At 62.0% G+C, this 25,482-nt stretch carries 23 protein-coding genes and 1 pseudogene; 9 read left to right on the forward strand and 15 right to left on the reverse strand.

Going from position 1 to position 25,482, the window contains the following annotated elements; all coding sequences use genetic code 11:
• The first annotated feature begins 140 nt into the window (after positions 1-140).
• Both AC0L16_RS03950 and AC0L16_RS03955 read left to right on the forward strand, forming a co-directional pair.
• Positions 141-1,040, forward strand: coding sequence for a LysR substrate-binding domain-containing protein (locus tag AC0L16_RS03950; RefSeq protein WP_473619101.1), 900 nt, complete (start codon positions 141-143; stop codon positions 1,038-1,040).
• Positions 1,040-1,390: a hypothetical protein gene (locus AC0L16_RS03955; protein WP_473619102.1), complete on the forward strand. Its 351-nt coding sequence runs from the start codon at positions 1,040-1,042 to the stop codon at positions 1,388-1,390. The genes AC0L16_RS03950 and AC0L16_RS03955 overlap by 1 nt, the downstream gene beginning before the upstream one ends.
• Here the strand turns inward: AC0L16_RS03955 and AC0L16_RS03960 are convergent.
• From AC0L16_RS03960 to AC0L16_RS04010, 11 genes and pseudogenes are all read right to left on the reverse strand, one after another.
• Complete coding sequence (locus AC0L16_RS03960) at positions 1,309-2,289, reverse strand: alpha/beta hydrolase (RefSeq protein ID WP_473619103.1); 981 nt, start codon at positions 2,287-2,289, stop codon at positions 1,309-1,311. The genes AC0L16_RS03955 and AC0L16_RS03960 overlap by 82 nt on opposite strands.
• Positions 2,290-2,546: 257 nt before the next feature.
• Positions 2,547-2,732, reverse strand: a complete 186-nt coding sequence (locus AC0L16_RS03965) for a hypothetical protein (RefSeq protein WP_473619104.1) — start codon at positions 2,730-2,732, stop codon at positions 2,547-2,549.
• A 190-nt stretch (positions 2,733-2,922) separates the two neighbouring features.
• Positions 2,923-5,052: an ASKHA domain-containing protein gene (locus AC0L16_RS03970; RefSeq protein ID WP_473619153.1), complete on the reverse strand. Its 2,130-nt coding sequence runs from the start codon at positions 5,050-5,052 to the stop codon at positions 2,923-2,925.
• Positions 5,003-5,977: a methyltetrahydrofolate cobalamin methyltransferase gene (locus AC0L16_RS03975; protein ID WP_473619105.1), complete on the reverse strand. Its 975-nt coding sequence runs from the start codon at positions 5,975-5,977 to the stop codon at positions 5,003-5,005. The genes AC0L16_RS03970 and AC0L16_RS03975 overlap by 50 nt, the downstream gene beginning before the upstream one ends.
• A 79-nt stretch (positions 5,978-6,056) precedes the next feature.
• Positions 6,057-7,148, reverse strand: coding sequence for a methylenetetrahydrofolate reductase (locus AC0L16_RS03980; RefSeq protein WP_473619106.1), 1,092 nt, complete (start codon positions 7,146-7,148; stop codon positions 6,057-6,059).
• Positions 7,145-7,744: a methylenetetrahydrofolate reductase C-terminal domain-containing protein gene (locus AC0L16_RS03985; protein ID WP_473619108.1), complete on the reverse strand. Its 600-nt coding sequence runs from the start codon at positions 7,742-7,744 to the stop codon at positions 7,145-7,147. Before AC0L16_RS03985 ends, AC0L16_RS03980 begins: the two co-directional genes overlap by 4 nt.
• Positions 7,737-8,039 (reverse strand): virulence factor, encoded by a 303-nt coding sequence (locus AC0L16_RS03990; RefSeq protein ID WP_473619109.1) that lies wholly within the window; start codon positions 8,037-8,039, stop codon positions 7,737-7,739. Before AC0L16_RS03990 ends, AC0L16_RS03985 begins: the two co-directional genes overlap by 8 nt.
• 248 nt (positions 8,040-8,287) lie before the next feature.
• Positions 8,288-9,199 carry a fatty acid desaturase gene (locus tag AC0L16_RS03995; protein WP_473619110.1) on the reverse strand — a complete coding sequence of 304 codons (912 nt, stop codon included), beginning with the start codon at positions 9,197-9,199 and terminating at the stop codon, positions 8,288-8,290.
• A 439-nt stretch (positions 9,200-9,638) separates the two neighbouring features.
• Positions 9,639-10,175, reverse strand: coding sequence for a nuclear transport factor 2 family protein (locus AC0L16_RS04000; RefSeq protein ID WP_473619112.1), 537 nt, complete (start codon positions 10,173-10,175; stop codon positions 9,639-9,641).
• Positions 10,176-10,225: 50 nt separating this feature from the next.
• Positions 10,226-13,633, reverse strand: coding sequence for an AAA family ATPase (locus tag AC0L16_RS04005; protein ID WP_473619113.1), 3,408 nt, complete (start codon positions 13,631-13,633; stop codon positions 10,226-10,228).
• A 407-nt stretch (positions 13,634-14,040) separates the two neighbouring features.
• Positions 14,041-14,614, reverse strand: a pseudogene (locus AC0L16_RS04010) (DUF4893 domain-containing protein).
• 123 nt (positions 14,615-14,737) lie between these two features.
• Between AC0L16_RS04010 and AC0L16_RS04015 the strand changes: the two are divergent.
• Positions 14,738-15,661, forward strand: coding sequence for an NAD-dependent epimerase/dehydratase family protein (locus AC0L16_RS04015; RefSeq protein ID WP_473619115.1), 924 nt, complete (start codon positions 14,738-14,740; stop codon positions 15,659-15,661).
• An 8-nt stretch (positions 15,662-15,669) separates the two neighbouring features.
• Here the strand turns inward: AC0L16_RS04015 and AC0L16_RS04020 are convergent, their stop codons facing one another.
• Complete coding sequence (locus AC0L16_RS04020; protein WP_473619116.1) at positions 15,670-16,299, reverse strand: DUF1638 domain-containing protein; 630 nt, start codon at positions 16,297-16,299, stop codon at positions 15,670-15,672.
• Positions 16,300-16,356: 57 nt separating this feature from the next.
• Here AC0L16_RS04020 and AC0L16_RS04025 point away from each other — a divergent pair, with 57 nt between their 5' ends.
• The gene (locus tag AC0L16_RS04025) at positions 16,357-16,497 is read left to right on the forward strand and encodes an entericidin A/B family lipoprotein (protein WP_077383703.1); all 141 of its coding nucleotides are present in this window, start codon (positions 16,357-16,359) and stop codon (positions 16,495-16,497) included.
• Between the two features lie 276 nt (positions 16,498-16,773).
• Positions 16,774-16,989: a hypothetical protein gene (locus AC0L16_RS04030; protein WP_473619117.1), complete on the forward strand. Its 216-nt coding sequence runs from the start codon at positions 16,774-16,776 to the stop codon at positions 16,987-16,989.
• Between the two features lie 129 nt (positions 16,990-17,118).
• On the opposite strand, the gene AC0L16_RS04035 is transcribed toward AC0L16_RS04030, so the two are convergent.
• Positions 17,119-17,817, reverse strand: coding sequence for a corrinoid protein (locus AC0L16_RS04035; RefSeq protein WP_473619119.1), 699 nt, complete (start codon positions 17,815-17,817; stop codon positions 17,119-17,121).
• A gap of 271 nt (positions 17,818-18,088) precedes the next feature.
• On the opposite strand from AC0L16_RS04035, the gene AC0L16_RS04040 reads away from it, so the two are divergent.
• The 4 genes from AC0L16_RS04040 (at position 18,089) to AC0L16_RS04055 (ending at position 23,247) form a co-directional block, all read left to right on the forward strand.
• Entirely contained in the window at positions 18,089-19,663 is a 1,575-nt protein-coding gene (locus AC0L16_RS04040) for a trimethylamine methyltransferase family protein (RefSeq protein WP_473619120.1), read from the forward strand.
• Positions 19,664-19,770: 107 nt separating this feature from the next.
• Complete coding sequence (locus AC0L16_RS04045; protein WP_473619121.1) at positions 19,771-20,442, forward strand: hypothetical protein; 672 nt, start codon at positions 19,771-19,773, stop codon at positions 20,440-20,442.
• Between the two features lie 136 nt (positions 20,443-20,578).
• Positions 20,579-21,139: an RNA polymerase sigma factor gene (locus AC0L16_RS04050; RefSeq protein WP_473619123.1), complete on the forward strand. Its 561-nt coding sequence runs from the start codon at positions 20,579-20,581 to the stop codon at positions 21,137-21,139.
• Between the two features lie 2 nt (positions 21,140-21,141).
• Entirely contained in the window at positions 21,142-23,247 is a 2,106-nt protein-coding gene (locus AC0L16_RS04055; protein WP_473619124.1) for a vWA domain-containing protein, read from the forward strand.
• A gap of 111 nt (positions 23,248-23,358) precedes the next feature.
• Here AC0L16_RS04055 and bmt read toward each other — a convergent pair whose 3' ends face one another.
• Both bmt and AC0L16_RS04065 read right to left on the reverse strand, forming a co-directional pair.
• Positions 23,359-24,375, reverse strand: a complete 1,017-nt coding sequence (gene bmt, locus AC0L16_RS04060; RefSeq protein ID WP_473619126.1) for a betaine--homocysteine S-methyltransferase — start codon at positions 24,373-24,375, stop codon at positions 23,359-23,361.
• A gap of 91 nt (positions 24,376-24,466) precedes the next feature.
• Positions 24,467-25,309, reverse strand: a complete 843-nt coding sequence (locus tag AC0L16_RS04065; protein ID WP_473619127.1) for a helix-turn-helix domain-containing protein — start codon at positions 25,307-25,309, stop codon at positions 24,467-24,469.
• Between the last annotated feature and the right edge of the window lie 173 nt (positions 25,310-25,482).

Genomic DNA, 25,482 nt, shown 5'->3' on the forward strand with positions numbered 1-25,482 from the left:
TTCATTTCGTGTCGATTGCAGATCAGTGTCGCCCCTTCGATGCGTCTGCCTTCGATGGAGTTGACTATCCTCCCAAAGTGATGTTCAATCAAACGAAATGGAATGATAGTTTGCATCAGAAAAATTGAAGGCCGATCCCGATGAACGCCCCACTCAATCATCCGTTGCCGCTGCTCGATCTCGACGTCTTGCGCACCTTCGTGGCGATCGCCGAGACCGGCAGTTTCACCACCGCGGCCAATGCCGTCTTTCGCACACCGTCGGCTGTTTCCATGCAGATCAAGAAACTGGAGGACATTCTAGGCCGCTCCGTGTTTGCGCGCGACGCCCGCTCGGTGACGCTGACCACGGATGGCGAGATGCTGCTCGGCTACGCTCGCCGGCTGTTGTCGATCAACCGTGAGGTGGTGTCGAAGTTCATCATCCCCGACATTGTCGGGGTGGTGCGGCTCGGCTCGCCGGACGACTATGGCGAGCGCGTGCTGCCGCATGTGCTGAAGCGTTTTGCCCAGTCGCATCCATCGATCGCCGTCGACGTGACCATCGATCAGAGCGTCAATCTGCGTCGGCGCATGGACGACCGGGCGCTCGACATCACGCTTCTCACCAATTCCTACAAGACCAGCGCGCTCGGCGCCGAAGTGCTGCTCACCGAACCGATCGTCTGGGCCGGCGCCAAGGGCGGCTGCGCGCATCTGCGCGAACCGCTGCCGGTGTCATTGTGGGAAGAGGGCTGCGCCTGGCGGGCCGGGGCGCTCGAGGCGCTCGGGCGTGAGGGCCGCAACTACCGCGTCGCCTATATGAGTGCGCACACGGCTGGCCAGCGCGCCGCAATCATGTCCGACCTCGCGGTGGCGCCGCTGCCGAAATCGTTCCTCGGCAGCGACATGGTCGAGCTTTGCCCGAAGGACGGCATGCCCGACATCGGCACCTACAATCTGGCCATGGTCGTGGCGCCGGACGCCAGCGCGCCAGTGAAGGCGGTCGCCGACCACATCCGTGCGACCTTCGAAGTGTTCAGGGAAACCGGCAAGTTCTGATGAGCCTTGCGGTGAGCCGCGTTTCAGTGCTCAGCGATCTTATTGCGTTCGGGAAGCCGATTGATCTTCTGGCTGCAATCGTGAGCGACATGGGTTGGTCCGAGACGCCAGTAGTCATCCTGACTGCTGATCATATCTTGAGCGTGCTCCGCCGATTCCAGGCAGGAGAACTCACCGCTGCTGATGTGGAGGCATGGGCGGACCTGATCGAATGCAGGGAAGATATCGACTATCAGCCAGAACGAGACGAAGAAATATTGGAGGCGATCTACGTGCTGGCCAATCCGGTCTTGAATGGCGCGCTTGACGAAGCCTTGGCCGACCAGGTGATGGTCTTGCTCTCGACCTGATCGGAGGGTTTTTCGCTGCCCAAAAACGCCACGATGCTGTCCCGCGCGCGCCGCGCCTCTGGCATGTCGATCAACGGCCAGACGTGGAACATGCCTTCCTCGTAGACGACCTCCACGTCGACGCCGGCGACGCGAGCCTTGTGTGCGAAGATCAGATTGTCGGGGCTGAGCAGATCGTGCGAACCGGTCAGGAGCAGCGTTTTCGGCAGCACGGACAGGTCGCCGTAAAGCGGGCTGATGCGCCAGTCGCTGCGATCGATGCCGGCGCTGTAAAGCCGGACCGCCTCCAGCCCACCCGAAATGCCCAGCCAAGGATCGTTGCGCTCGGCCTCGAATACTTCGGGGTTGGCGAGCGACATGTCGAGGCCGGGCGAAATCAGCACATGGCGCGAGGGCAGGGGCAGGCCATCTTCCGCGGCCATCATGGTCAGCACCACAGCCATGTTGCCACCGGCGGAATCGCCCACGAAGACGATGTCCTCGGCTTCCGTCTCGTCGAGCATCTGCCGGTAGACCTCGCCGACCATCCCGAACATGGCATGGAAATCGTGTTCGGGGGCGATGGGATAGATCGGCACTGTGATGCCGAAGCCCAGCCGGTTGGCTATTTCGGCGATCAGCCCCCAATGATAGGACGTGATTTGAAAGACATAGGCGCCGCCATGCAGGTAAAGGATACGCTTCTTCTCGCCGCTCTTGGGTGCGATGTCATAGACCGGAAAACCGCCGACGCTGCGCGTCGTGATATCGAAGCGCTGATGCAGCGAGGCAGGCGGCCGGGGGTCCTCGGTCTTGCGGGCATAGGCGATCCAGCGCTGCAGGTTTTCCGGGCTGGAAAAAGCCTGCTTGCGGCTGTGCCTGAGCACAAAGGACACGACGTGGCTTTTTATACTGGGCATGCGGACACACGGACTTCGGCTGAGCCGACTAAGAGAACCCTCGCTGTCGAAGATCGTGCCTTCGCCCAGAATGTCAAGATTTGCGCAGTCTCAACACGGCGGTGTGATCATCAAGGCCAGCATCTGGGTGGGCGTCGCTCGCAGCAGCGCTCAGCGCCGGGGCAGCAGTACGGCGCGCAGCCGACGGTCGCTTGCTGCCGGAGCCGGATGACGGCTCCGGCGCCTGGCCAGCAGCTTGCATTTGTCGGCGAAGGTCATCAGCGCGCCGAACCCAGAAGCAGGGCCGAGCAGCTGACCTGCGGGTCGTTGCGCGGGGACACCGGCCAGCCGATGTCCTTCTGAATTTCGGGCGGCAGGCTGTTCAGGGCCCGGACGGATTTGTTCCTGCTGTGCGCATGCTTGATGGCCGTACCAAAGCGGCCGAGGCTTTCGAACATCGACATCTTCATCTCCCTTGGAGTGCTGCGGCAGCTGAAAGTTATTTCCTGCCCGCCGTTCGATGCCGGTTAAATGCGCCGCGCGTGTATCTGGTGGATTTCACGAAAAACAGCGCCTTGTTTCAGTTCGGGCTGATCCGGAAACATGTGCATGCAAACGAGAATGAAGGCGAAGTGCAGCTTTTTAGCAGTGGGGCTACCCCCGGCCGCGCCGGGCGGCGTGGCCTTCGCGCGAACGACGCCGTGGGGCGGCATCGCCGGCAATGCCGTCCTCGCTGACGGTCTTGCGCGGCGGCAGTTTCACCGCCGCCGATAGTTTCGGGAACGGGTCGACCTTGTTCGGCAGCGCCATGGCATAGACGAAATGCTCCTGGAATTTCGGCTCGAGCGCCGTCTCGATCTTCTCGATGCGGCTGACGGTTTCCTCGATCTCGCGGCGATAGCCGCGGTTCAAGAGCGCCATGCGCGCACCGGCGCCGGCTGCATTGCCGACGGCCGAAACCTTGTCGAGATCGCAGTCGGGAATCAATCCCAGCACCATGGCGTATTTCGGATCGATGAAGGAGCCGAAGGCGCCGGCGAAGTGGATGCGGTCGACATGATCGGCGTGCTGCTTTTCCATCAACAGCTTGGTGCCGGCATAAAGCGCGGCCTTGGCGAGCTGGATAGCGCGCACGTCGGTCTGGGTGATGGTGATCCTCGGCTCGCCTTCCTTCAGCACGTAGGAGAAGGTGCGGCCATTGGCGGTGACGCGCGGCGAGCGGGCGGAAAGCCCGCCGTCGACGACGCCGTCCTCGGAGATGATGCCGGCCAGGTACATCTCGGCGACCACCTCGATGATGCCGGAGCCGCAGATGCCGGTGACACCGGTTGCCTGCACGCTGTCGAGGAAGCCGGGCTCGTCGGACCACAGTTCCGAGCCGATGACGCGGTATTTCGGCTCCAGCGTGTCGGGATCGATGCGGACGCGCTCGATGGCGCCGGGCGCAGCGCGCTGGCCGCCGGAGATTTCCGCGCCCTCAAAGGCCGGGCCAGTGGGCGAGGAGGCCGCCACGACCCGCTGGCGATTGCCGAGCACGATCTCGGCATTGGTGCCGACATCGACGATCAGCATCATCTCGTCCTGGCGGTGCGGGCCTTCCGACAGCGTCACCGCAGCCGCGTCGGCGCCGACATGACCGGCGATGCACGGCAGCATGTAAAGTCTGGCACCCTGGTTGAGCTTCAGGCCGATATCCGACGCCTTGATGTGCACGGCGCCCGAGACAGCCAGCGCGAAGGGCGCGCCGCCGAGTTCGGTCGGATCGATACCGAGGAACAGATGGTGCATGATCGGATTGCCGACGAAGACGCAATCCAGGATGTCGTTGCGCTGGACGTTGCCTTCCGCGCAAACCTTGTCGACGAGACCCGAGATCGCCTCGCGCACCGCGACCGTCATGCCTTCGCGGCCGTCCGGGTTCATCATCACATAGGAAACGCGGCTCATCAGATCCTCACCGAAGCGGATCTGCGGGTTCGACGTGCCTGACGAGGCGGCGACGCGGCCCGACAGCAGCGACACCAGATGCATGGCGATGGTGGTCGAGCCGATATCGCAGGCAAGCCCGTAGGCCTCGTTCTTGAGGCCGGGCCACAAAGAGATGACCCGCGCGGTCTCGCTGTCGGCATCCTTGTGGATGGCGGCGGTCGCGGTCCAGTTGCCTTTGCGCAGGATGCCTTGCACCTGCGGCAGCAGATGGAAATCGAAATCGAGGCTCTTGAGCCCCCAGTCCTTCATCAGCGCGATCTTCAGGCGATCGAGATCGCCTGATGGATTGTGCATGTCGGGCTCTTCGATCTCGACATAGCACATGTGGATTGCCGAATCGCGGGCGATGACCCTGGTGTCGGCGTCCTTGCGAATGGTCTGTGCGTTGATGACCGTATCCTGCGGCACGTCGACGACGAGATCGCCGAGGATCTGCGCCGAGCAGGACAGGCGGCGCCGTTCGGGAAGGCCGCGCACGCGTTCATAGCGCTCCTCCTTGGCGCCCTTGGGCGAGATGTGGTCGTTGGAAGAGACGATCTTGTGCTTGGCGAAATTGCCTTCCTGCACCTCGACCTGGCAGCGCCCACAGGTGGCGCGTCCACCGCACACGCTCTCGACATAGACGCCGAGCTGGCGTGCGGCATCGAGCACCGGCGTGCCGACCGGAAACCGCCCGCGCTTGCCGGACGGCATGAACAGCACGAGCGGATCGGTGATGTTGGCAGGAGAGTTCACGATCGCGCGCTTATCCTCGGGCCATACGGGCTTCACGGCCGCCGCGCCGGCGGCCGCCATTGCCATTGCCTTCGCCCGGCGCGTTAACTTGTGTGGGCGCCGCGATCGCCTGGCCACCTTCGGCCGGCTTGTAGTCCTTGTAGGTCCTGATCCAGTTGGTGCAGTTCTCGTCGGTGCCGTTCAGCACATTGGCGCCGCGCACAGCTTCCATCTCTTGCGGCCGCACCGGGTTCATGATCGCAGAGGTCATGCCGGCGCCGATCACCATCGGGATGAAGGCAGCATTGATGCCGTGGCGGTGCGGCAGGCCGAATGAGATGTTTGACAGGCCGCAGGTGGTGTTGACCTTGAGCTCTTCGCGCAGCCGGCGCAGCAGGGCAAAGACCTGGCGGCCGGCGTCGCCGAGCGCGCCGATCGGCATGACCAGCGGGTCGACGACCACGTCATGCGCCGGAATGCCGAAATCGGCGCAGCGCTCGACGATCTTCTTGGCGACGGCGAAGCGCACATCCGGATCCATCGAAATGCCTGTCTCGTCGTTGGAGATGGCAACCACCGGAACATTGTATTTCTTGACCAGCGGCAGGATGGCTTCGAGCTTTTCTTCCTCGCCGGTGACGGAGTTGACCAGCGGACGGCCCTTGGCGACCTTGAGCGCCGCCTCGATCGCCGCGGTCACCGAACTGTCGATCGACAGCGGCAGGTCGACCAGACCCTGCACGATCTCCAGCGTCTGCACCAGCAACGCCGGTTCGGTGGCGTTGGGATCGACGGCGGTGACCCCGGCATTGACGTCGAGCATGGTCGCGCCGCAGGCGGCCTGCTCCAGCGCGTCTTTTATGACGGTATCGAAATTACCCGCGATCATCTCGGCGGCGAGCTTCTTGCGCCCGGTTGGATTGATGCGCTCACCGATGACGCAAAAGGGCTGGTCGAAGCCGATGATGATTTCTCGTGTCGCCGAGGCGACGATCGTCCGGGTCATGAAATCTCTCCCTCGTGATATAAAGACTTCTTTATATCGTTTCTGTTTTCGATCAAGCGAATGGTGGCCGTCCGCGCCATCAATGCGCGGTCTTGACCATGTCGACCTGCGTTTCGGTGATCTCGTCGTGCAATATGTGGTCGAGCCGGTCGGCGACGAGCTGGTCGTCGCGGCGGATTTCGCGTTTCCAGGGCTGGCGGCCCTTCAGCACGCCCGATTCATCGACGATCTCGGCGACGTATTCCTCCTGGCGATAGGCCATAACATGGACGCCGGAGACGCCGGGAATTTCTTTCACCTCGTTGATGATGTCGATGCAGAGCCGCTTGCCTTCCTTCTTCTGGTCCTGGGCGCCTTCCAGCCGCTTGACGATCGAATCGGGGATATGAATGCCGGGCACGTTTGAGCGGATCCATTTGGCCGTCTTGGCCGAGGCCAGCGGCCCGACGCCGCACAGGATGAAGCATTTTTCCGTGAAACCGAGATCGCGGACCTGCTGCATGTAGGTGCGGAACATCGGCACGTCGAAGCAGTACTGGCTCTGCACGAACTGAGCGCCGGCGGCGATCTTCTTGCCCAGCCGGTAGGGGCGGAAATCGATCGGCGGCGCGAAAGGGTTGATCGCCGCACCGAGGAAAAGCTGCGGCGGCGTCGTCAGCTTGCGGCCGGACAGGAACTTGCCATTGTCGCGCATGATGCGGCAGGTTTCGAGCAGCGACATGCAGTCGAGATCGAATACCGGCTTGGCGCCGGGCTGGTCGCCAGCCTGCACGCCGTCGCCGGTCAGGCACAGCATGTTGGCGACGCCCATCGCCGCCCCGCCCAGCACGTCGCCCTGGATGGCGATGCGGTTCCTGTCGCGGCAGGCGATCTGCATGATCGGGGCATACCCCATGCGGGTCAGCAGCGCACAGATGCCGACCGACGACATGTGGCAGTTGGCGCCCGAGGCGTCGACCGCGTTGATGGCGTCGACCCAGCCGTCGAAGATCTTGGCGCGGTTGTAGACGTCTTCCGGGTCGGCGCTGTCGGGCGGGTTGAGCTCGGTGGTCACGGCGAATTCGCCGCGCCGCAGGACGCGCTCCAGCCGGCCGCGAGAGGTGTGGCCGGGCAGCGGATCGAGCGGCAGATGGATGCCGGCCGGGTTCTCGTCGGGCTGGCGGCCGATCATGCCGGTGCCCCAGGTTTAGGAACGTTGCGCGCGGCTTCGCGGGCGGCGGCGGCCTGTGCGGTCACCCGCAGCCAGGCCGAGGTTTCGCGCAGCGACTGGTCGACCGGCTTCTGCACGTCGAGGATCTTGTCGCCATGCACCATGTGTCGCGAACCTTCCCAGGCCTTGACCCAGACGCACGGCATATCAGGCTCGACTTCGCAATTGCCGTTGGCGCGCACACCGCCACAAGGGCCATTGCGCAATTGCTTGGGGCAATTCATCGGGCACGACATGCCGGTAGAAGAAAGGATGCACTGGCCGCACATGCGGCAGTCGAACATAAAACCCTTGACGCGTTTTTCGACGAATTTGATCGGACCTTCGACGCGGCCGTAACCAATGCGCTTCCAAAGCGGATGGAGGAGCAAAAACATGTCGGAGAACCTGGCGTAGAACCATTCGAGCAGTCGCGAGTGGCGGACGGACCACAGCCTGACCGCGAAGGAACGCTGCACGCGCCGCTGCGGCGACACGTCGGCCGGCTTGTAGTCGGATTTTGGCGCTGCCTTCTTGACCAGAGTGGCCTGGGTAATCGCCGGGGTGGTTTCAGACATCTTCTTTTCCGCCCGCCTTGACCAGAGCGACCAGCCGGTCGCGGTCGTATTTCGCGTCGATGTCCTGAAGGGCTTTTTCCGCCTCGGCTTCAAGATCGTCGCCGACCGGCACTGGGTCGGCCTTGCGCCATTCGGCCAGATAGTCGTCGGTGCCGCCGGCGCCGGTGCGCATCGCGGACATGTCGATCGCCTCGGTAAAGCGCAGCGGCAGTTCGCGCTTGGCGTTCTGCCGGCCCTTCCTGACGATGACCTGGGCGGGGATGTCGCGCCAGTAGACGACGATCAGATCGGCCATGAATTTCTTACTCCTCGCGCATGACCCCGAAAATCGGAATCGATTTTCGGAAAGGATCATGCGCCAACTCAAAGTGCTACAGCGTCCTTTGCGCGTCCAATAGGAACGCGGCGCTGTAGTGACCTGGAGCATTGCCGGAAGCGCTGTTGGGCTGCTTGTTATGGGACGACGCGCGCGCATTCAAAAGCGACGCAATTGGCGGCCGCAAAAGCAAACGCGAAAATTTTCGATGCTTAGCCTGGTTTCGATCAGCCGGCGCGACGATCGAAGCTGCCGGCAAGCTTCCTGTGGAAGCGGATATAGCCTCGCTCGGTCGTGCGCAGATGTTCGGCGACAATCTGGTGGAAACGCGGCAGGCGGTGAAAGGGAACGGCCGGATAGGAGTGATGCTCGGAGTGGTAAGGCATGTTCCACGCCACGAAGCGCACCAGTCTTGTGGTAAAGGTGGTGCGGGTATTTTCGAGCATGTTGGCGACATGCGGGCACAGCGCATGCTCGGCCAGCAGATAGGCCCGCAAGAAGGGCTGGCCGATGAGCGCCGGCACGATCCAGACCCACAGCAGCAGCGCCGACTGTGCGGCCAGCGACGCCGCCAGCAGCATCGTATAGGCGATCAGGAACCAACGTGCTTCCAAAATCACCTTGTCGCGACCCTTGTCCGGCACGAAGCCGTCGCGGTTGCGGCCGGCCGCGTTGACGACGATCACGCGCGCCATCCCGCTCCAGTAAGGGACGCCGGAGAGATAGCGCAGGTACTGGGCTATGGTCTCCGGTTTTGGGGCCATCAGTTCGGGGTCGTTGTCGGGATCGTGCGTGTGGCGATGGTGCGCGAAATGGAAATAACGGAACCATGCCGGCGGCAGCAGGATCAGGAAGCCGGTCATGGTGGCGATGGCGCGATTGAGCCACGGCGTCCTGAAGGCTGTTTCGTGGATCGTCTCGTGCAACAGCGTGAAGAAAAAGACGATCAGGATTCCCTGCGGCAGCACGAGAACCGGCCAGAACGGAATACGGGCGGCGATCAGCGCACCCAGCACGACAACCAGCCCGCCGTGAACAGCCAGCCGGACAATGCCAGGCCTGTCCAGTTTGGTGGTGAGGTCGCGACGATCATCGACCGAAAGGCTGGCGATGATGGTGCGGTGGTCGATTTCGCTCATAAGGGCCAAGCTTATCGCCGGGGCGCTGTCCGGTAAATCGGCGCTTGTTGCCAGACGCCGGTTTTTGCGCCGGTCGAGAGATAGAACCAGATCGTCGGTGGCACCATTGTTTCCAGGCAGGCCGCGACGCGGCGCCCGTAAAGACATAGTGCTAGTGGTGAAAATCTGACGGTTGATACCCAAATCGAATTGCAGCGATGAGCGGTTTTCTGCCTTCCGTGTCGCCGATTGGAACGCACAGGCAGCGCCATATCAAGACCTTCGTGTTCTCACTTGCGAAATCGTGATCCGCACTCAATCCAGACATCTAGTGATTGGACTTGACGCGCTACTTCGGGACGAGCGACCCGGCGCGGCTTCCTGGGGGTTGGATGAATCGCGCCGTTTCGGCCGGGTTCGTTATGTGGCTCATTCGAGCGCAATAGAGCGCGACTCGCGATCACTCCAGGCTAGTCTTGCCGAGCTGAGTGTACCAAGTAGCGTTGTCCCAAAAGCTCGTGATCTGGATGATCCGGCCTTCCTCGTTAGTTTCCAGAATGAACAGATGGCGCAACCAATACTCCTTGCCTTTGTTCGTGATTCCAAACGCGTCCTTAGTCTGCTTTCCGCCGATGTGAACATCCACGAAGGCAACGTCACCGCTCTTGTCCTCCCAGATTGTGCTAACCTCGTTGCGCAGGTCAGGGAAAGCATCGATCAGCGTCCGCCAGACCGGCACGCCATCTTTGAGGACATTGCCGGAACCAGCGTCACCGAAAGGCACGTAGACGAACGTGGCATTCTCGGTAAAAAGAGTGGTCATGGCGTCTACCTTACGATCGCGGTAAGCGTCGAAGAATTTCTTTGCCGCTTCCGCTGCATTTGCCGCTTCCGCCGCAGCGACCGCGAAAGCAGACAAGGTGATTGCGATCAGCACCGCCGCCGAAATCCGAGCTAGGTGTAATTTTTCCCGTGTTCTGAGTGAATGGAACGTCATCATCTCCTCCCTGAGATTGTTAACTGCAGCAGATTGTCCAAAACGGCAGATCAGGATTTTACTAGATCGAGGAACGTCCTCGCTTCCTTGATGTCCGGCGTCGCGAAGCCCTCTGTGAACCAGCCGCAAACCGGTGCGAGAAGGTCGTGGGCCTTTTGCCGCTTGTTTCCCTGGACCCAGAGTCGGGCAAGAGATGTGGCGGCTCGCAGCTCCCAAAGCTTGGCGCGTTGATGTTGGGCCACGGTAAGCGCGTGCAGGAAGGAAGCCTCGGCCTTCTCGTCGGCCATCAAGTCCAGGAGCAGTTCGCCCTTGCGGAGGTGCAACTCAGTCTCGTTCCACCGCTCATTGGTCTCGGTGATCAATGCGAGCCCTTCCTCGATCCTGTCGAGTGCCGCGCGTGGGTTGCCAAGCCTGCTGAGGGCGCTGGCGAGCATGAGCAGCCAGCGTGGCACAAAAAGCTTAGCGTCGTGCCCACGCCATTCGACTATGCCGTCACGCATTTGAGCAAGACCGCTATCCGACTCACCCGCCTGGATCAGAACCCAACCCTTGAGAATGACCCCTGCTGTACGCCAAAGTGAGAAACCGTGCTCCGTACTGATTGAGATCAGTTCATCGACAATGGCCTCATCCGCACCGAAGTTGTTGTCGCGCTTATACGCGCCGAGATCTCTCGAATAAGTGCAAAACAGGGCCGATTGGAACAGGCCGAACGCCGCGGATGGGCTGTGCCGGTGGTGTCTTATAGCCTGTAACAACTCGGTGTATTTCTCGAATGCTTGATCGGGATAACCGAGGTGCAGCAGCGCGTGGGCGATATAGCAAAGGTTTGCGATACGGGGATCATAGGCGAATCGATAGGCAAGCGCGGCGTGCTCGTTCGGATCGTACAGCGCCAACGACGCCTCCATATGCTTGCGTCCCGCATCAAAATCTCCCCGGTGCACCGACGTGATGCCGACGCACCGGTGTGCGATCATGATTGTGGCCCGATCGCAGTCGCATTCGGCCCTGCGGAGCATCGATGTCGTCGTTGCCAGCGCAGCATCGAGTTGACCACGCAGGAGGTAGACGAGATACCGGCCGTAATCGGCCACGCTGCGCAGAGTGATGTCGTCCACTCGCTCGCACAACTCCTCGGCTCGCGCGAACGCCGCTGCGGTGGCCGGCGACGACCAACCTTTGGCCGCCATAAAGGCGGTGCCCAACGCCACCTGCATATCCAGCTCCAGGCGGACGCGCTCCTGAGTGTCAGGTAGCGTGCGGACAAGTCTTAGCCCATTTTCCAGGTGCGCAATCGACTCCAAAATTGCCGAGCGCTGGATCGCCGATTGCGCGGCTTGCCACCAGTAGCTGACTGCCCGCTCGATAAGGCCTGCCTCGGTGCAGTGATGGGCAATGATCTCCGGCAAAGCCTCGGAACCCGCTGCCACACGCTCTTCGAGAGCCGCGGCGATGCGCGCGTGCATCTGCTGCCGCCGAGTTTTAAGAAGGCTGGAATACGCCGCATCCTGCACAAGCGCATGCTTGAAGCTGTAGGTCGCTTCCGGCGGCGCACCGCGGCAATAGATCAGCTCAGACCTGCAGAGCTGGGCCAAAGCGTCCTGCAGTTTGCCTTCGTCGTGCGGCGCCACGGCGGCCAGCAGATCGTGCGAGAATTCGCGGCCGATTACAGCCCCGATCTGCGCCACCTCCTTGACCGGCGCCAGGTGATCGAGGCGAGCCATTAGCGAGTCGTGCAGCGTAGCCGGGATCGCCAGCGGCGGGAGAGTTCCGGTCAACTCGAAATGATTGCCGACGTCCCGCAAAAGGCCTGACTCCAGGACTGTCTTGGTCAGTTCCTCAACGAATAGCGGAACCCCGTCAGTTCGCGCCATGATCTGGTCTAGAACCTCGCGCGGTAGCGCCTTGCCGCCGGTGACGCGGAGAGCCACTGCCGCGCCGTGCCGTCGCGTGAGCCGAGAAAGCGAGAGCTGGGTCACATGGGCATGGCTGGTCCAGGGTGGGCTGAATTCCGGCCGGAACGTGATCAGAACCAGTGCCGGCAGACGCTGGACCCGCTCAATTACCAGGCCCAGCAGCTCTAGTGTCGAAGGATCGATCCAATGCACATCCTCGTATACGGCCAACACAGGCTTCTGCTTGGCGAGGCCGGCGAGCTGCTCGACCAAGATTTCCAGCGTACGTTGCTTGATGCGCTGTGGCGGCAGATCGATTGGCGGGTAGCGTGTTTCAGTTGGGATCGCAAGCAGAGCGGCCAGTACTTGCGCCGCCTCCCGGTCCTGCTCGCCGCCCCGAGCGAGCAGAGTTTCAAGTTTATCGAGCTTCATCTCGGCGGTGTCATCACGGTCGAAATGCGCCGCCCGCTCCAAAAGTCCGACCACCGGATAAAGCGCACTGTTGGTGTGGTACGGCGAGCAGTAATTGCTGAGCGGGATGTACGATTCGTTGGCCAAGTGCTCGCGCAGGGCGCGCACAACGCGCGACTTGCCAATCCCCGGCTCCCCGGAGAGGAGGATTACCTGTCCTTCACCTTCCTCCGCCCGCGACCAGCGTTCCAGAAGCAGAGCCAGCTCCTGCTCGCGGCCAACGAGCTTCGTCAGCGCGCCGGTGTGGAATGCCTCGAAGCGGCTTTCGGCCCGGCCCTCGCCTCTGACGGAATAGGCTTTCAAGGCCGTCTCGAAGCCCTTCAGAACCTGTGGTCCAAGATCCTCCAACTCGAACAGATCGCCCAGCAGATGTCTTGTGCTCTCGGCGACAATTACGCTGCCCGGCCGGGCCAGGTCCTGCAGTCGCGAGGCCAAGGTCGGCGTCTCGCCGACCACCGCCCGCTCGCGCGCTTCCTTGTCGCCGACAAGCTCACCGACCACCACGAGACCCGTCGCGATCCCCACCCGGCCAGCAAGCGGCTTGCCATCCGGCGCCCGCAGTTGCGCCACTGAACTGGCAACCGCCAAGCCTGCGCGCACCGCCCGCTCGGCATCATCTTCATGCGCTCGTGGCCAGCCGAAATATGCCAGCACACCATCGCCCATGAATTTCGCAATGTGTCCCTCGAAGCGGGTAATCTCGCCTGCGCAACAATTCTGGTAGCCTCGGATGATCTCACTCATCTCCTCGGGATCGACCCGAGCCGAAATCGCGGTGGAGCCGACCAGATCAGCGAACATCACGGTCAGTTGCCGCCGCTCGGCACCGGTTGGGGATGCCGGTGCCGACGCAAGTTCGGCGACTTGAGTCAAGGCTTTGACACCTTCAGCTGAGATTGCAGAGGAACTTTCCCGCAGCTCGGCGATAGCCTCCAGAAGCTTCCGGCGGTGCCCTACCGAACTGACGCCGATGTCCTTGAGATCCTCGGCCGTCAGCCGCAGGAGCACTTCGGCCTCGACGTTGTTCTCACGAAAGGCCGTGCCGTATTGCTGCAGCCCTAAGCTGCGCAGCCACTCCTCAATGTCCATGTCCCACTTCCGCGGTGGAGACGCCGGAGGGCTCCTTCGGCAACAGTCCGGCAGTCTTACACAACTGGGGTCCCATGCAACGTCATGGAAGTTGTGGCCGACGGGCTTCTAGCGGCCGGCGTGTTAGCGAGGTAGGCGGATCAACCGTCCGGTCTTTGAACCCTGCCGAATTTCAGATCGCTGGAACGAACGGCAGATCCCCACAGCTGTCCTTAAACCACGCCCGCGCCAAGGTCGCGAAAGGGTCACGACGTTCCCTTGACCTCTCATCAGGGATGGTCCGCAAGGGGTCGTCTCGCGTCCTTCTACGTGTGTACCAAGCGTCAGGTCTTCACCACTAGCGCGTGGGTTCGCTTTAGACCGCCGGGTTAACCCTGATGATCGGCTTGGGCCTCAGGACAGCGGGCTCAGCGCCTGAACTCAAGGATGTCGAGCTTCGATTCGTGATAGGGAGCCGGGAACTCGATGCGCCATTCGTTGGCGCTGTTGCGAAAGGCATAGCCGACCTGGTCGCTTTGCGGGCCGCTGCCATAGGGTTTTGCGGGATCGTTGTTGACAAAGAAGGAGCGCGAGATACATCGCGCGCTTTTCGCCGTCGTCGAAGAAACGGCCCTTGGTGCGCTGCGAACCGGTGCGTTTTTCCAGCATCCAGCCCGAACCATCGTCGCTCACCTCGCACTTGAACCAGCCGTAGATGACGAGCGGGCTCAGTCCGCCGGCCTTGATGGTGCGGCATTGCCAGTTGCCGGTCAGGTCCTTGTCTGAAAACGCGACCAGCGGCCTTGCCAGCAAGGCGTCGAGCTGCTTGACCTCGGCGGCTTCGCCGGCCCTGGCTTCATCAAGGGCTGCCTTGCGCGTCTCGTCATATTTGTCGAGCCGCACCTTGTCGGCGGGCGTGATCAGCTTCTGCACCTCGCCATCGGCGAGCGCGGGCAGGGCGAAGCAGAAAACGCCTGCGGCAATCAAGAGGCGAGCGATCATCGGTGCGTTTCCCGGTCGACGGCTGGAACAGCCTGTTTTCTCGTTTGGCATACAACTTACCCGTTCGCGGCGGCCTGTCATCCGTGCTTAACAGCGGTCAGCTTAAAACTCGTGGTTTTGCCGATGCGGATCTTGCTTACGGGGTCGTCAGGCTGGCTGGGCAGTGCGCTCGCGCCGCGCCTGCGGGCGCTTGGCCATGCCGTCATCGGGCTGGATCCGGTCCCGTCGGCGCAAACGCAGATGATCGGCTCGGTCGCCGACCGTGATCTGGTGATGCGGACGGTCGGGGAAAACCGCATCGAGGCGATCGTCCACAGCGGCGCGCTGCACAAGCCTGATATCGAACACCACCGCAATGAGGATTTCATCGAGACGAATGTGCGCGGTACGCTCAACCTGCTCGACGCGGCGGTGTTATCAGGCGTTCAGCGCTTCGTCTTCACGTCGACGACCTCGCTGATGATCTCGAAAGCGATACGCGCCGGCCTCACCGGCGGTGCGCGCAAGGCCGCCTGGCTGACGGAAGACATGTCGCCCGAGCCGCGCAACATCTACGGCGTAACCAAGCTTTCGGCCGAACATCTTTGCCGCCTCTATCACATCCAGTCCGGGCTGCCGGTGATCGTGCTGCGCACCGCCCGGTTCTTTCCCGAGGCAGACGACATGGCGCATGCGATCGAGCAGTCGGACGCCAACACCAAGGCCAATGAGCTGTTGTTCCGCCGTCTGACCGTGGAAGATGCCGCCGAGGCCCATGTCGCGGCGCTGGAGAAGGCGCCGCAACTGGGCTTCGACACCTTCATAGTCTCGGCGCCAACGCCGTTCCGGCCTGATGATTGCGTGGCATTGATCGCTGACGCCCCGTCAGTCGTCGCGCGTTATTTTCCGGAGTTTCCGGCGCTCTATGCGCGAAAGGGCTGGACGATGTTTCCCTCGATCGACCGTGTCTACGACGCCTCGCGGGCGCGGGACAGGCTGGGCTTCGTCTGCAAGACGAGCTTTGCCGCTGTGCTCGCCGGGCTTGCAGCGGAAGAAGGGGCGGCCTGATCGAACGGTCAGCCGTGTCCGGCGGCGCTGGCCAACTCCTTCGTCAGATCGCCGTAGCCGGTCGAGCGGCGCTCATAGGCGAGACCCAGCATTTTTGCGGCTTTCTCGGCGACCTTGTCGAGTTCCGGATCGTCGGTCTGGGCGATATAGACCAGCTTCTCGTAATTGCCGAAATAGTCCTTGATCAGTTCCGGATGCCTGTCGAGGCCGAGCGGCTTCATGAAGAAGGCGTCGAACTGCCGGCACAGGAAGTCGGTCATGTAGAACGACATCATGTCGTCGTCGGCGATTTTCGCGTAAGCATCCATGCCCTGGTAGAAGGCAAAACAATGCGGCCCGGCCATGCGCTCGACGCCATGCTTCTCGCAGACGCGGTCGAGCATGCCGCCGGTGCCGCAATCGGCGTAGCCGACGAAGATGTTACTGTAGCCGTCCGCCTTGGCCTTCTCGATTGCCTTGTCCATGGCCGGCGCGATGCGGTCCGGGTAGAAATGGAACTCCGCCGGCAGGCAGGTCAGGTCGAGATGGTCGAGCCCCAGCTGCTCCTTGACGACCAGGACTTCGCGCGCAATCATCCCGCAGGCGATGACGAGCAGCCTGTCACCTTGATCGGGTTGTAGTTTTCGCATGGCGCCCATAGAAGCGGGTTTCGTTGCTATTGGTTTCGAATCTATCGAACGAGGGAGACACCGTCCATGAAACTGTTGCGCCTGACACCTGTCGCCATTCTCGCTTGCGCCTTGGCACTTTCGGCCTGCGCCAACACCATCCGCGGCGTCGGCAGGGACGTCAAATCGACAGCAAACGCGGTCGAGGACACGGTCGAGAATCCCTGATCCCGCGGGTATCAACAAGGCGCATCGCTATCGAGGAAGTTCAAGCGATGCGCGTTAAGTCCTTGTAATATATGGGAGCAACCAAGCCGTGCCGCAAGGCGCGGTTCGGTCTGTTGTCCATGCCGAGTTGGCGGAGATGAGGCCGAAGCGCAGGCTTGGGTGACCATCTATCCGCAATTCCCTATCGTCACGGCAGGCACAAAAAGTTGACTTTTCGAATGCGGGACATGCCGGTAATCTCGCCCTGTACCTCAACAACGAAGCTAGGAGCATAGAATGAAGACCGCTCTCTTAGTTGTCGCCGCTCTGGGCCTTTCGGCGTCCGGCGCCGCAGCGGAATGTGTTGGCCACAACAAAACGACGGCTTCCGTAGATCAGCAAACCAAAGCTGCAAGCGTAGATCAGCAAACCAAAGTCGCAAGCGTCGCGAATACGCCGACAACTGCCGACACGCCGATCCTGAAAAAGGAAGAGGCGAAAGAGTCTGAATAGGCGCGTCAAGCCGCTACGCGGATCGCTGTTGCTTGTTGAAGTCTTGACATGCCTGCGTTACGCGGCGCCTCGTCTGCCAGAGCATAAGTGCGGGCTCCGTACTTATGTTCTTGTGTCCTCGTCGTCAGCTCAGGCCGAAGCGCGGACGTTGTGCTTGCGCTTCATGAAGTCCTTGGCGGTCTCGACTGCCACGGCCGCGTCGCGGCAATAGGCGTCGGCGCCGACGGCCTTGCCGAACTCCTCGTTGAGCGGGGCGCCGCCGACCAGCACGACATAGTCGTCGCGGATGCCCTTTTCCTTCATCGTGTCGATGACGACCTTCATGTAGGGCATCGTCGTCGTCAGCAGCGCCGACATGCCGATGATGTCAGGCTGGTGCTGTTCGATTGCGTCGAGATATTTTTCCACCGCATTGTTGATGCCGAGGTCGATGACGTCGAAGCCGGCGCCCTCCATCATCATGCCGACAAGGTTCTTGCCGATGTCGTGGATGTCGCCCTTGACGGTGCCGATCACCATCTTGCCCTGCTTCGGCGCGCCGGTGGCGACGAGCAACGGACGCAGGATGAACATGCCCGCCTTCATCGCGTTGGCCGACAACAGCACTTCCGGCACGAACAGAATGCCGTCGCGAAAATCCTCGCCGACGATGCGCATGCCTTCGACCAGTGCCTCGGTCAGCACCTTGTAAGGCGCCCAGCCGCGCTCGAGAAGGATGTTGGTGCCTTCCTCGATCTCTTCCTTCAGCCCGTCATAAAGGTCGTCGTGCATCTGTTGCACGAGTTCTTCGTCGGAAAGCTCGGAAAGGATGATCTCGTCGTCGGCCATTTTTAATCCAGCTCCTTGCCGCACAGATGCAATTGCGGGGCCTCAAATATCACGTCAATACCTAACCCGCTACAGGCTTGCGTCCATAGCTGATTTGCGACTTCCCGCAAAAGGAAAGCGACTGCAGATCTATTGGAATTCTTGTCGATTTTGCGACAGGCGTTGGCGCTGGCGGGCCGTTTCGAATAGGGTGCATGACTACGATCCGGCCAGAAGCCGCGATATGCGGCCGTGATAATTGCGCCAGAACAAAAGTCAGGGAAGAACGATCATGAGTGAGAACGCGCCGGTCGACCAGGAAGCGTCAAACGCGCGGCGCGGACGCGCCGCCAGCGGTGGTGCCGCTGCCCGACGGGCGGCGCGTTCGGGTGGCGGCCCCGGCACCCAGCTCACCTACATCAAGCGCAAGATCAACGTCTATGAGGTGCTGGACGAGGAAGGGCTGGCGCTGATTGAGAAGAACACCGACACGGTGCTCGAGGAGATCGGCATCATCTTTCGCGACGACGCCGAGGCGCTGCAGCTGTGGAAAGAGGCCGGCGCCGACGTCAAGGGCGAGCGCGTGCATTTTCCGAAGGGGCTCTGCCGCTCCCTTTTGAAAACCGCGCCGTCCGTCTATACCCAGCATGCCCGCAATGCCGAACGTTCGGTGCAGATCGGCGGCAACGCCACGGTCTTCGCACCGGTCTACGGCCCGCCCTTCGTGCGCGACCTCGACGGCGTCAGGCGCTATGCGACGATCGAGGATTTCCAGAATTTCGTGAAGCTCGCCTATATGGCGCCGTCGATCCACCATTCGGGCGGCACGGTGTGCGAGCCGGTCGACGTGCCGGTCAACAAGCGCCATCTCGACATGATCTACAGCCACATCAAATATTCGGATAAGCCGTTCATGGGCTCGGTCACCGCGCCGGAGCGCGCCGAAGACACGGTGGCGATGGCCAAGATCGTGTTCGGCGACGATTTCGTCGAGAACAACACGGTGCTGACCAGCCTGATCAACGCCAATTCGCCGATGGTGTTCGATGAGACCATGCTGGGGGCGCTGAAAGTCTATTCGCGTCACAACCAGGCCTGTATCGTCACGCCTTTCATCCTCGCCGGCGCGATGAGCCCGGTGACGGTCGCCGGCACGCTGACCCAGGTCCTGGCCGAAGTGCTGGCTGGCGCGTCGTTCACGCAGCTGATCCGGCCGGGTGCGCCGGTGCTGTTCGGCACATTCGCCTCGTCGATCTCGATGCAGTCGGGGGCGCCGACCTTCGGCACGCCGGAGCCGTCACTGGTTTCCTATGGCGCGGCGCAGCTCGCCCGCCGGCTTGGCCTGCCGTTCCGCACCGGCGGCTCGCTCTGCGCCTCGAAAATCCCGGACGCGCAGGCCGCCTATGAGAGCGCCAACACGCTGAACTCGACGATCCTCGCCGGCACCAATTTCGTGCTGCATTCGGCCGGCTGGCTCGAGGGCGGGCTAGCTTCCTGCTACGAAAAGTTCATGATGGACATTGACCAGCTCGGCATGACGCAGAAGTTCTCCGAAGGCGTCGACCTGTCGGAGAACGGCCAGGCGATGGATGCCATCCGCCAGGTCGGCCCGGGCAGCCACTATCTCGGCTGTGACCACACCCAGGCCAATTTCCAGACGGCCTTCTACCGTTCCAGCATCGCCGACAACAATTCCTACGAGCAGTGGCTGGCCGAAGGCGAAAAGTCCGCACCGCAGCGCGCCAACGAACTCGCCCGCCGCTGGCTGGAAAGCTACGAGGCGCCGCATCTCGATCAGGGCATCGACGATGGGCTGAAGGACTTCATCGCCAGCAAGAAGGCGTCGATGGCCGACGCCTTCACCTGAAAGGAGCCCGAGTCAGGCGGGGCTAAAGTCGCCAACATCATCCACAAGGAAGTCTGGCGGAGCGCCTTCTCCGAGCCGGACAGGAAGGGATGATTGTTGAGCGCAGCATGGTCGAAGGTATAGCGGCGGCGCTTTCCGCCCACGGCCTCATCCTGCGCGGCGACTTCAATTTTGCAGGCGGTGAGGAAACACCCTCCGGTCTCTCCGGCGCTGCTGCCAGATCCGTGCTGCTGGTGGGACAGGCGGGCGCTGCGCCGTGGCCGCATTTTCTGCGCTGGCGGGAGAGTCAATTGCCGACCGTTGCAAATCCGCTCGACACATGGTCGCGCGAAGTGATCGGCGCAGTGGCGAACGACTTCGCCGCGCGTGCCGTGTCGCCGTCTGACAAGCCACATCTCCCGTTCCAGCAATGGGCGATGCAGGCGGAGGGTCTGAAACCGTCGCCGCTCGGCATTCTCATGCATCCGCAATACGGGCTCTGGCACGCCTATCGCGGCGCGCTGCTGTTCGAGGACGAGATTGCGTTTGGGGAAACTCGCGAAGTGGTTCACCTTTGCGATGCATGTGTCGACAAACCTTGCCTGAAATCCTGTCCGGTCGACGCGTATTCTGCGGATGGGTTTGCGCACAAGACCTGTCTGGCGCATGTGCGTGGGCACAACGGCGCGCCGTGCCGAACCGGCGGTTGTGTCGACCGCAACGCCTGTCCCTATGGCGCCGACTACCGCTATCCGCCACAGGTTCAGGCCTTTCACATGGCGGCGTTCGCCCGTCTGTAGCATCGCTGAATGCCGCACGAAACTTGAACACCGCATTGCGACCCCGATAGCCCGCTGGTGGTCATCTGACCGCCTGCAAAAAAATCTTTCCATCATCCCAAGGAATCGCCATTAGCCTTCGTCCAACAGGCAAATGATGGCGATGATGCTGGATGAAAGCGAAGCCTCCGACGCCGAGCTGATCGGGCGGGCGAAGGGCGGAGACAGGGGGGCTTTCGGCAAATTGCTCGAAAGGCACTATGACTTCGTCTATCGCGCCGCCTATCGCTGGTGCGGGAAAAAGGCCGACGCCGAGGATATCGCCCAGGAAGTCTGCGTCCGGCTCGGCCGGGCGATCCGCGACTATCATGGCACCGGCGCCTTCACCACCTGGCTCTACACCATGACACTGAATGCGGCACGCGACATGATGCGCAAGACCGTCCGCGAGGCGATCAAGACCGAAGCCTACGGGGCTTACGAGCTGATCTCGGGAGAGACCCCGGCCGAGCTCGAAGATCCAGCCGAGGCGCTTTGGGCGGCGGTGCGGATGCTGCCGGACAAGCAGCGCGACGCGGTGCTGCTGGTCTATGGCGAAGGGCTGAGCCACGCACTCGCTTCCGAGGCGATGGGCATCTCGGAGACGACGGTTTCCTGGCACATCCATGAAGCGAAGAAACGGTTGAAGGCGCTCATGCTTTCAGCCGGGGAAGTGTGATCATGGTCGATGACAACGAACTCAACAGGCTGCGCGACATCGCAGCACCGGCACCCGGTACAGAGGCGAAGGCGCGTGCCTTAGGGGCCGCCATGCGGGCTTACGACCTGAGCGAAAAAACTTCACCTGCTGCCCAAGGAACGGCGAAAGGGCTTCGTCTCACAGAGCGAGCACAAAAGCTCTGGAGCGAGATCATGCAAAAGAAACTCTTCGCCACCCCGGCCATTGCCGGGCTCGTCGCCCTGCCGATCGCCGGATACGCCACGATCTATATGCTGCAGGAGCAGCCATTCCGTTCCGGTGGGGACGAGAAGATCACCGAAACGCTGGCCGACAAACCAGTGGCTAAAGCGCCGGCAGCGGTGAGGCCGCTCACCGTAGCCGAGGCCGACAAGCGGAAGAAAGCCGATGCCGACGCCGAAAACCGCGTCGCAGCCGAGGCGCTTGTCGCGCCGGCATCGCCGCCGAAGCCAGAATCGGCTGCTGCCGGCGCCCTGGCAAGGCAGGGTGCGCCGACCGGCAATACGCCGCCCTCGCCGGCGGCGAGCGCCGAGTTCGCACAGGACGGCGGCGCGAGCGCCCCAGCGGTCAAGGGTATGGCCGGCACAACAGCCGAATCCAAGCTGATGCTGCAACCGCCTGCCGCCATGCCGGCCGACCAGATGCTTCTGCCGGAGCAAAACCGCGACCGCGTCGAGGATTTCAAGACCAATCCGGTGCGTGCAGCACTCGAGGATCCTGTCTCGACCTTCTCGATCGATGTCGACACGGCCTCCTATTCCTTCGTGCGGCGCTCGCTTAGGGAAGGTGCTTTGCCGCAGGCCGACACCGTCCGCGTCGAGGAGATGATCAACTACTTCCCCTATGACTGGAAAGGTCCGGACGTTGCCTCGACGCCGTTCAACTCGACCGTCAGCGTCATGCCGACGCCGTGGAACGAGCACACCAGGCTGATGCATGTCGCGATCAAGGGTTTCGACGCGAAGCCGGCCGAGCAGCCCAAGGCCAATCTGGTCTTCCTGATCGACGTGTCGGGCTCGATGAACGAGCAGGACAAGCTGCCGCTCCTGCAGTCCGCCTTCCGGCTTCTGGTCAACAAATTGAAGCCCGACGACACCGTCTCGATCGTCACCTATGCGGGCGATGCCGGCACTGTCCTGGAGCCGACGAAGGTTTCGGAGAAGGACAAGATACTCAATGCCATCGACACGTTGGCGCCCGGCGGCAGCACGGCCGGCGAGGCGGGTATCAGGCAAGCTTATCGGCTGGCGCAGAAATCCTTTGTCAACGACGGCATCAATCGCGTGATGCTGGCGACGGACGGCGACTTCAATGTCGGCCAGACCGACGACGACGAGCTGAAGCGGTTGATCGAAAAGGAACGCAAAACCGGGGTGTTCCTCTCGGTCTTCGGTTTCGGTCGCGGCAATCTGAACGATCAGATGATGCAGGCCATCGCCCAGAACGGCAACGGCACCGCCGCCTATATCGACACTTTGGCCGAGGCGGAGAAGGTGCTGGTCGAGGATGCGTCCTCGACGCTGTTCACCATCGCCAAGGACGTGAAGATCCAGGTGGAGTTCAACCCGCAAAAAGTCTCGGAATACCGGCTGATCGGCTACGAGACCCGTGCCTTGAACCGCGAGGATTTCAACAATGACCGCGTCGATGCCGGCGAGATCGGCTCCGGCCATTCGGTCACCGCGATCTACGAGATCACGCCGAGAGGCAACGGCGGCGAGAAGATCGATCCGCTGCGCTACGGCCAGGCGTCCGTGAACAATGGCGGCGTTGCCAACGCCGACGAATATGCGTTCGTCAAGATCCGCTACAAGCTGCCGAACGAGGATGCCTCGAAGCTGATCACCACGCCGGTGACATCGGCCAACGAAGTTACTGATTTCGACCGGGCCAGCACCGACCAGCGCTTCTCCGTTGCCGTAGCAGCTTTTGGCCAGAAGCTGCGCGACGAGGATGCGACCGCGAAGTTCGGCTACGACAAGATCATGGAGATTGCCACTGCCGCCCGAGGAGCCGACCCGTTCGGCTACCGGTCCGAGTTCCTATCGCTGGTGCGCCTCGCCTCGGCACTGGACGGCAATCGGTAAGTGGCGATGATGGCCGGTTTTCCTCAGATGGGATCGTCCTGATACGGAAAACCGACCTACGGGCGGGTGAGACAGGCCGGCGAGGAAACCTTGCCGGCCTTTTCAATTACCTCAGGCGCGGCTGCGCCGGCGCTCGCGGCGGGCTTCGCTGGTCTCGACTGTGTTGACTGTCGCCTGCTTGTTGCGCATCGGGCCGATGCGCTCGACAATTTTTTCGATGCTCGGGCGATCCGACCTTGTATGCGCATCGAGTGCCTTGCGCATGGCGGCGAGGTGGGCGAACGAGGTGCCGCAGCAGCCACCGACGATCTTTGCGCCGGCATCTACGGCCAGCCTGACATAGTCGGCCATCAGCTCGGGCGTGCCGGAATAGTGGATTTCGGCGCCGCGAAATTCCGGAATGCCGCAATTGCCCTTGACGATTACCGTCGCCTCCGGCTTCGCCTCGGTCATGTCGAGCAGCGAGGCGAGGATGTCGGAGGCACCGACGCCGCAATTGGCGCCGACACCGAGCGGCGCCTGCGACAAGCCATCGGCGACGCCGTGGATGTCCTTCGGCAACAGCCCCATCATGGTGCGGCCGGCGGTGTCGAAGGAGCCGGTATAGGTATAGGGCAGGCCGACGCGAATCGCGGCTTCGGCTGCGGCGCGGATTTCATCCGGCGCCGACATGGTCTCGATCCAGGCGACTTCGGCGCCTCCGGCCTTCAGGCCCCCGATCTGCTCGGCAAAGGCCTCGACCGCCTCGTCATAGGTCATGGCGCCGAGCGGCACCAGCAACTCGCCGGTCGGGCCGACCGAGCCGGCGACGATGACCTTGCGGCCGGCTTTATCGGCGACGGCGCGGGCGATCTCGGCGGCGCGCTTGTTCAGCGCATGCACGCGGTCTTGCGCATGGTGCAGCTTCAGCCGGTGGCGGGTGCCGCCGAAGGAATTGGTCAGGATGATGTCGGCGCCGGCATCGACGAAGTTCTGGTGCAGACTGGTGATGGTGTCCGGCGCCGTCTCGTTCAGCAACTCTGGAGCCTCGCCGGCCTCGAGCCCCATGGCGAACAGATTGGTGCCGGTGGCGCCATCGGCGAGCAGGACGCCTTTTTCGGCAAGCAGCGCGTCAATTGGATTGGCCATTGGAAATACGCCTTCCGGGAATTCTTTTGTCGAGATAAGGATATAAAGAAATCTTTATATGGCGTCAATGTCGGCGCGGTAAAACAAGCCGTCAAAATCGCATCTCCGCCAGTCTTTGCGTGAAGCTGGCCGCCTCATGTGCGTTGATGTCGGCGGCGCGGATCAGATTGTCGAAATGGCTGGTCAGCGTGCGGACCGGCTGGGTCGCGTTCAGCACCAGATACATGTCGCCGACATAGATGGCGGCGCGATAAGGCCCAAAGATAGTGTAGGGGATCGAATAGCGCATCCGGCCGTCATAGAGAAACAGGCGGAAGGTGGGATAAAGGTCGTCGAGCAGCGTCGCCATGTGAAGAAGCTGCTGGTGGCGGTCGGCCTCAGGGAAACGGTCCCAGACGCCCAGTCCGCGCGCAAAGATCTCCAGCGTGTGGCGCGGCATGCAGGCTTCCATGTCGGTTTCCGGCCGCCGGTTGTAGTCGATGCGGTACTGCGTCTCGCCAGCCTGGGCCTCGCGGCTCTTGTTGGCAATACCAGCCTCGTAATCGATAAGCGCTTCGGTGCGCAGAAGATCGGGAATACCGGCCGGCACATAACGGATTTTCGTGCCGGCGGCCTCGGCGTGCCATTTGGCGAGCAGCGTGCGGTCGAAGCCGTCGGCCGCTTCCTCGATCTCCAGGCTTTCGCGGATTTCACCGGTGACGCCTTCGTCCTGGCTGAGGCCAAGCAGCCAGTCGAGCGACACCTTGAATTCGGCGGCGATGTTGAGCAGCGTTTCGGCGCGGGGAAGGCGTGTCGAGGCGCCGGAAAGCAGCTGCGAAAGCGCCGAGCGATCGATGCCCACCGCAATCGCGAAAGCGGACTGGTTCAGATCGGATCGTGTCAGGAGCATCTTCAGGCGCTCCCGAAACACTGTCGACAGGTCGCGTTTGTCCATATCGTCATTCCGCCTTTTGGGAAGAAAAAATTCCGCCGAACCTGCCAAAACGGCACCTAAGGCGTAAATGAATCCCCTGTTTGTTTACAATAGATAACACATGCGGCTTAAAATTCGCAATCGCAACATTTTGTGCGCTTTGTCGCGTTGCAGCATCACGATGCTCCTGACAC

The sequence above is a fragment of the Mesorhizobium sp. WSM4848 genome, assembly GCF_055811375.1.

What these genes read in the sequence shown, in the direction of transcription:
- AC0L16_RS03995 (WP_473619110.1), bottom strand. Translation starts at nt 9,199, where the DNA reads ATGAGCGAAATCGACCACCGCACCATCATCGCCAGCCTTTCGGTCGAT.
- AC0L16_RS04035 (WP_473619119.1), bottom strand. Translation starts at nt 17,817, where the DNA reads ATGGCCGACGACGAGATCATCCTTTCCGAGCTTTCCGACGAAGAACTC.
- bmt (WP_473619126.1), bottom strand. Translation starts at nt 24,375, where the DNA reads ATGGCCAATCCAATTGACGCGCTGCTTGCCGAAAAAGGCGTCCTGCTC.
- AC0L16_RS03965 (WP_473619104.1), bottom strand. Translation starts at nt 2,732, where the DNA reads ATGTCGATGTTCGAAAGCCTCGGCCGCTTTGGTACGGCCATCAAGCAT.
- AC0L16_RS04030 (WP_473619117.1), top strand. Translation starts at nt 16,774, where the DNA reads ATGAAGACCGCTCTCTTAGTTGTCGCCGCTCTGGGCCTTTCGGCGTCC.
- AC0L16_RS04025 (WP_077383703.1), top strand. Translation starts at nt 16,357, where the DNA reads ATGAAACTGTTGCGCCTGACACCTGTCGCCATTCTCGCTTGCGCCTTG.
- AC0L16_RS03990 (WP_473619109.1), bottom strand. Translation starts at nt 8,039, where the DNA reads ATGGCCGATCTGATCGTCGTCTACTGGCGCGACATCCCCGCCCAGGTC.
- AC0L16_RS04005 (WP_473619113.1), bottom strand. Translation starts at nt 13,633, where the DNA reads ATGGACATTGAGGAGTGGCTGCGCAGCTTAGGGCTGCAGCAATACGGC.
- AC0L16_RS04020 (WP_473619116.1), bottom strand. Translation starts at nt 16,299, where the DNA reads ATGGGCGCCATGCGAAAACTACAACCCGATCAAGGTGACAGGCTGCTC.
- AC0L16_RS04065 (WP_473619127.1), bottom strand. Translation starts at nt 25,309, where the DNA reads ATGGACAAACGCGACCTGTCGACAGTGTTTCGGGAGCGCCTGAAGATG.
- AC0L16_RS04055 (WP_473619124.1), top strand. Translation starts at nt 21,142, where the DNA reads ATGGTCGATGACAACGAACTCAACAGGCTGCGCGACATCGCAGCACCG.
- AC0L16_RS03970 (WP_473619153.1), bottom strand. Translation starts at nt 5,052, where the DNA reads ATGGCGGCCGCCGGCGCGGCGGCCGTGAAGCCCGTATGGCCCGAGGAT.
- AC0L16_RS04040 (WP_473619120.1), top strand. Translation starts at nt 18,089, where the DNA reads ATGAGTGAGAACGCGCCGGTCGACCAGGAAGCGTCAAACGCGCGGCGC.
- AC0L16_RS04000 (WP_473619112.1), bottom strand. Translation starts at nt 10,175, where the DNA reads ATGACGTTCCATTCACTCAGAACACGGGAAAAATTACACCTAGCTCGG.
- AC0L16_RS03955 (WP_473619102.1), top strand. Translation starts at nt 1,040, where the DNA reads ATGAGCCTTGCGGTGAGCCGCGTTTCAGTGCTCAGCGATCTTATTGCG.
- AC0L16_RS03960 (WP_473619103.1), bottom strand. Translation starts at nt 2,289, where the DNA reads ATGCCCAGTATAAAAAGCCACGTCGTGTCCTTTGTGCTCAGGCACAGC.
- AC0L16_RS04050 (WP_473619123.1), top strand. Translation starts at nt 20,579, where the DNA reads ATGGCGATGATGCTGGATGAAAGCGAAGCCTCCGACGCCGAGCTGATC.
- AC0L16_RS03985 (WP_473619108.1), bottom strand. Translation starts at nt 7,744, where the DNA reads ATGTCTGAAACCACCCCGGCGATTACCCAGGCCACTCTGGTCAAGAAG.
- AC0L16_RS04015 (WP_473619115.1), top strand. Translation starts at nt 14,738, where the DNA reads ATGCGGATCTTGCTTACGGGGTCGTCAGGCTGGCTGGGCAGTGCGCTC.
- AC0L16_RS03980 (WP_473619106.1), bottom strand. Translation starts at nt 7,148, where the DNA reads ATGATCGGCCGCCAGCCCGACGAGAACCCGGCCGGCATCCATCTGCCG.
- AC0L16_RS03975 (WP_473619105.1), bottom strand. Translation starts at nt 5,977, where the DNA reads ATGACCCGGACGATCGTCGCCTCGGCGACACGAGAAATCATCATCGGC.
- AC0L16_RS03950 (WP_473619101.1), top strand. Translation starts at nt 141, where the DNA reads ATGAACGCCCCACTCAATCATCCGTTGCCGCTGCTCGATCTCGACGTC.
- AC0L16_RS04045 (WP_473619121.1), top strand. Translation starts at nt 19,771, where the DNA reads ATGGTCGAAGGTATAGCGGCGGCGCTTTCCGCCCACGGCCTCATCCTG.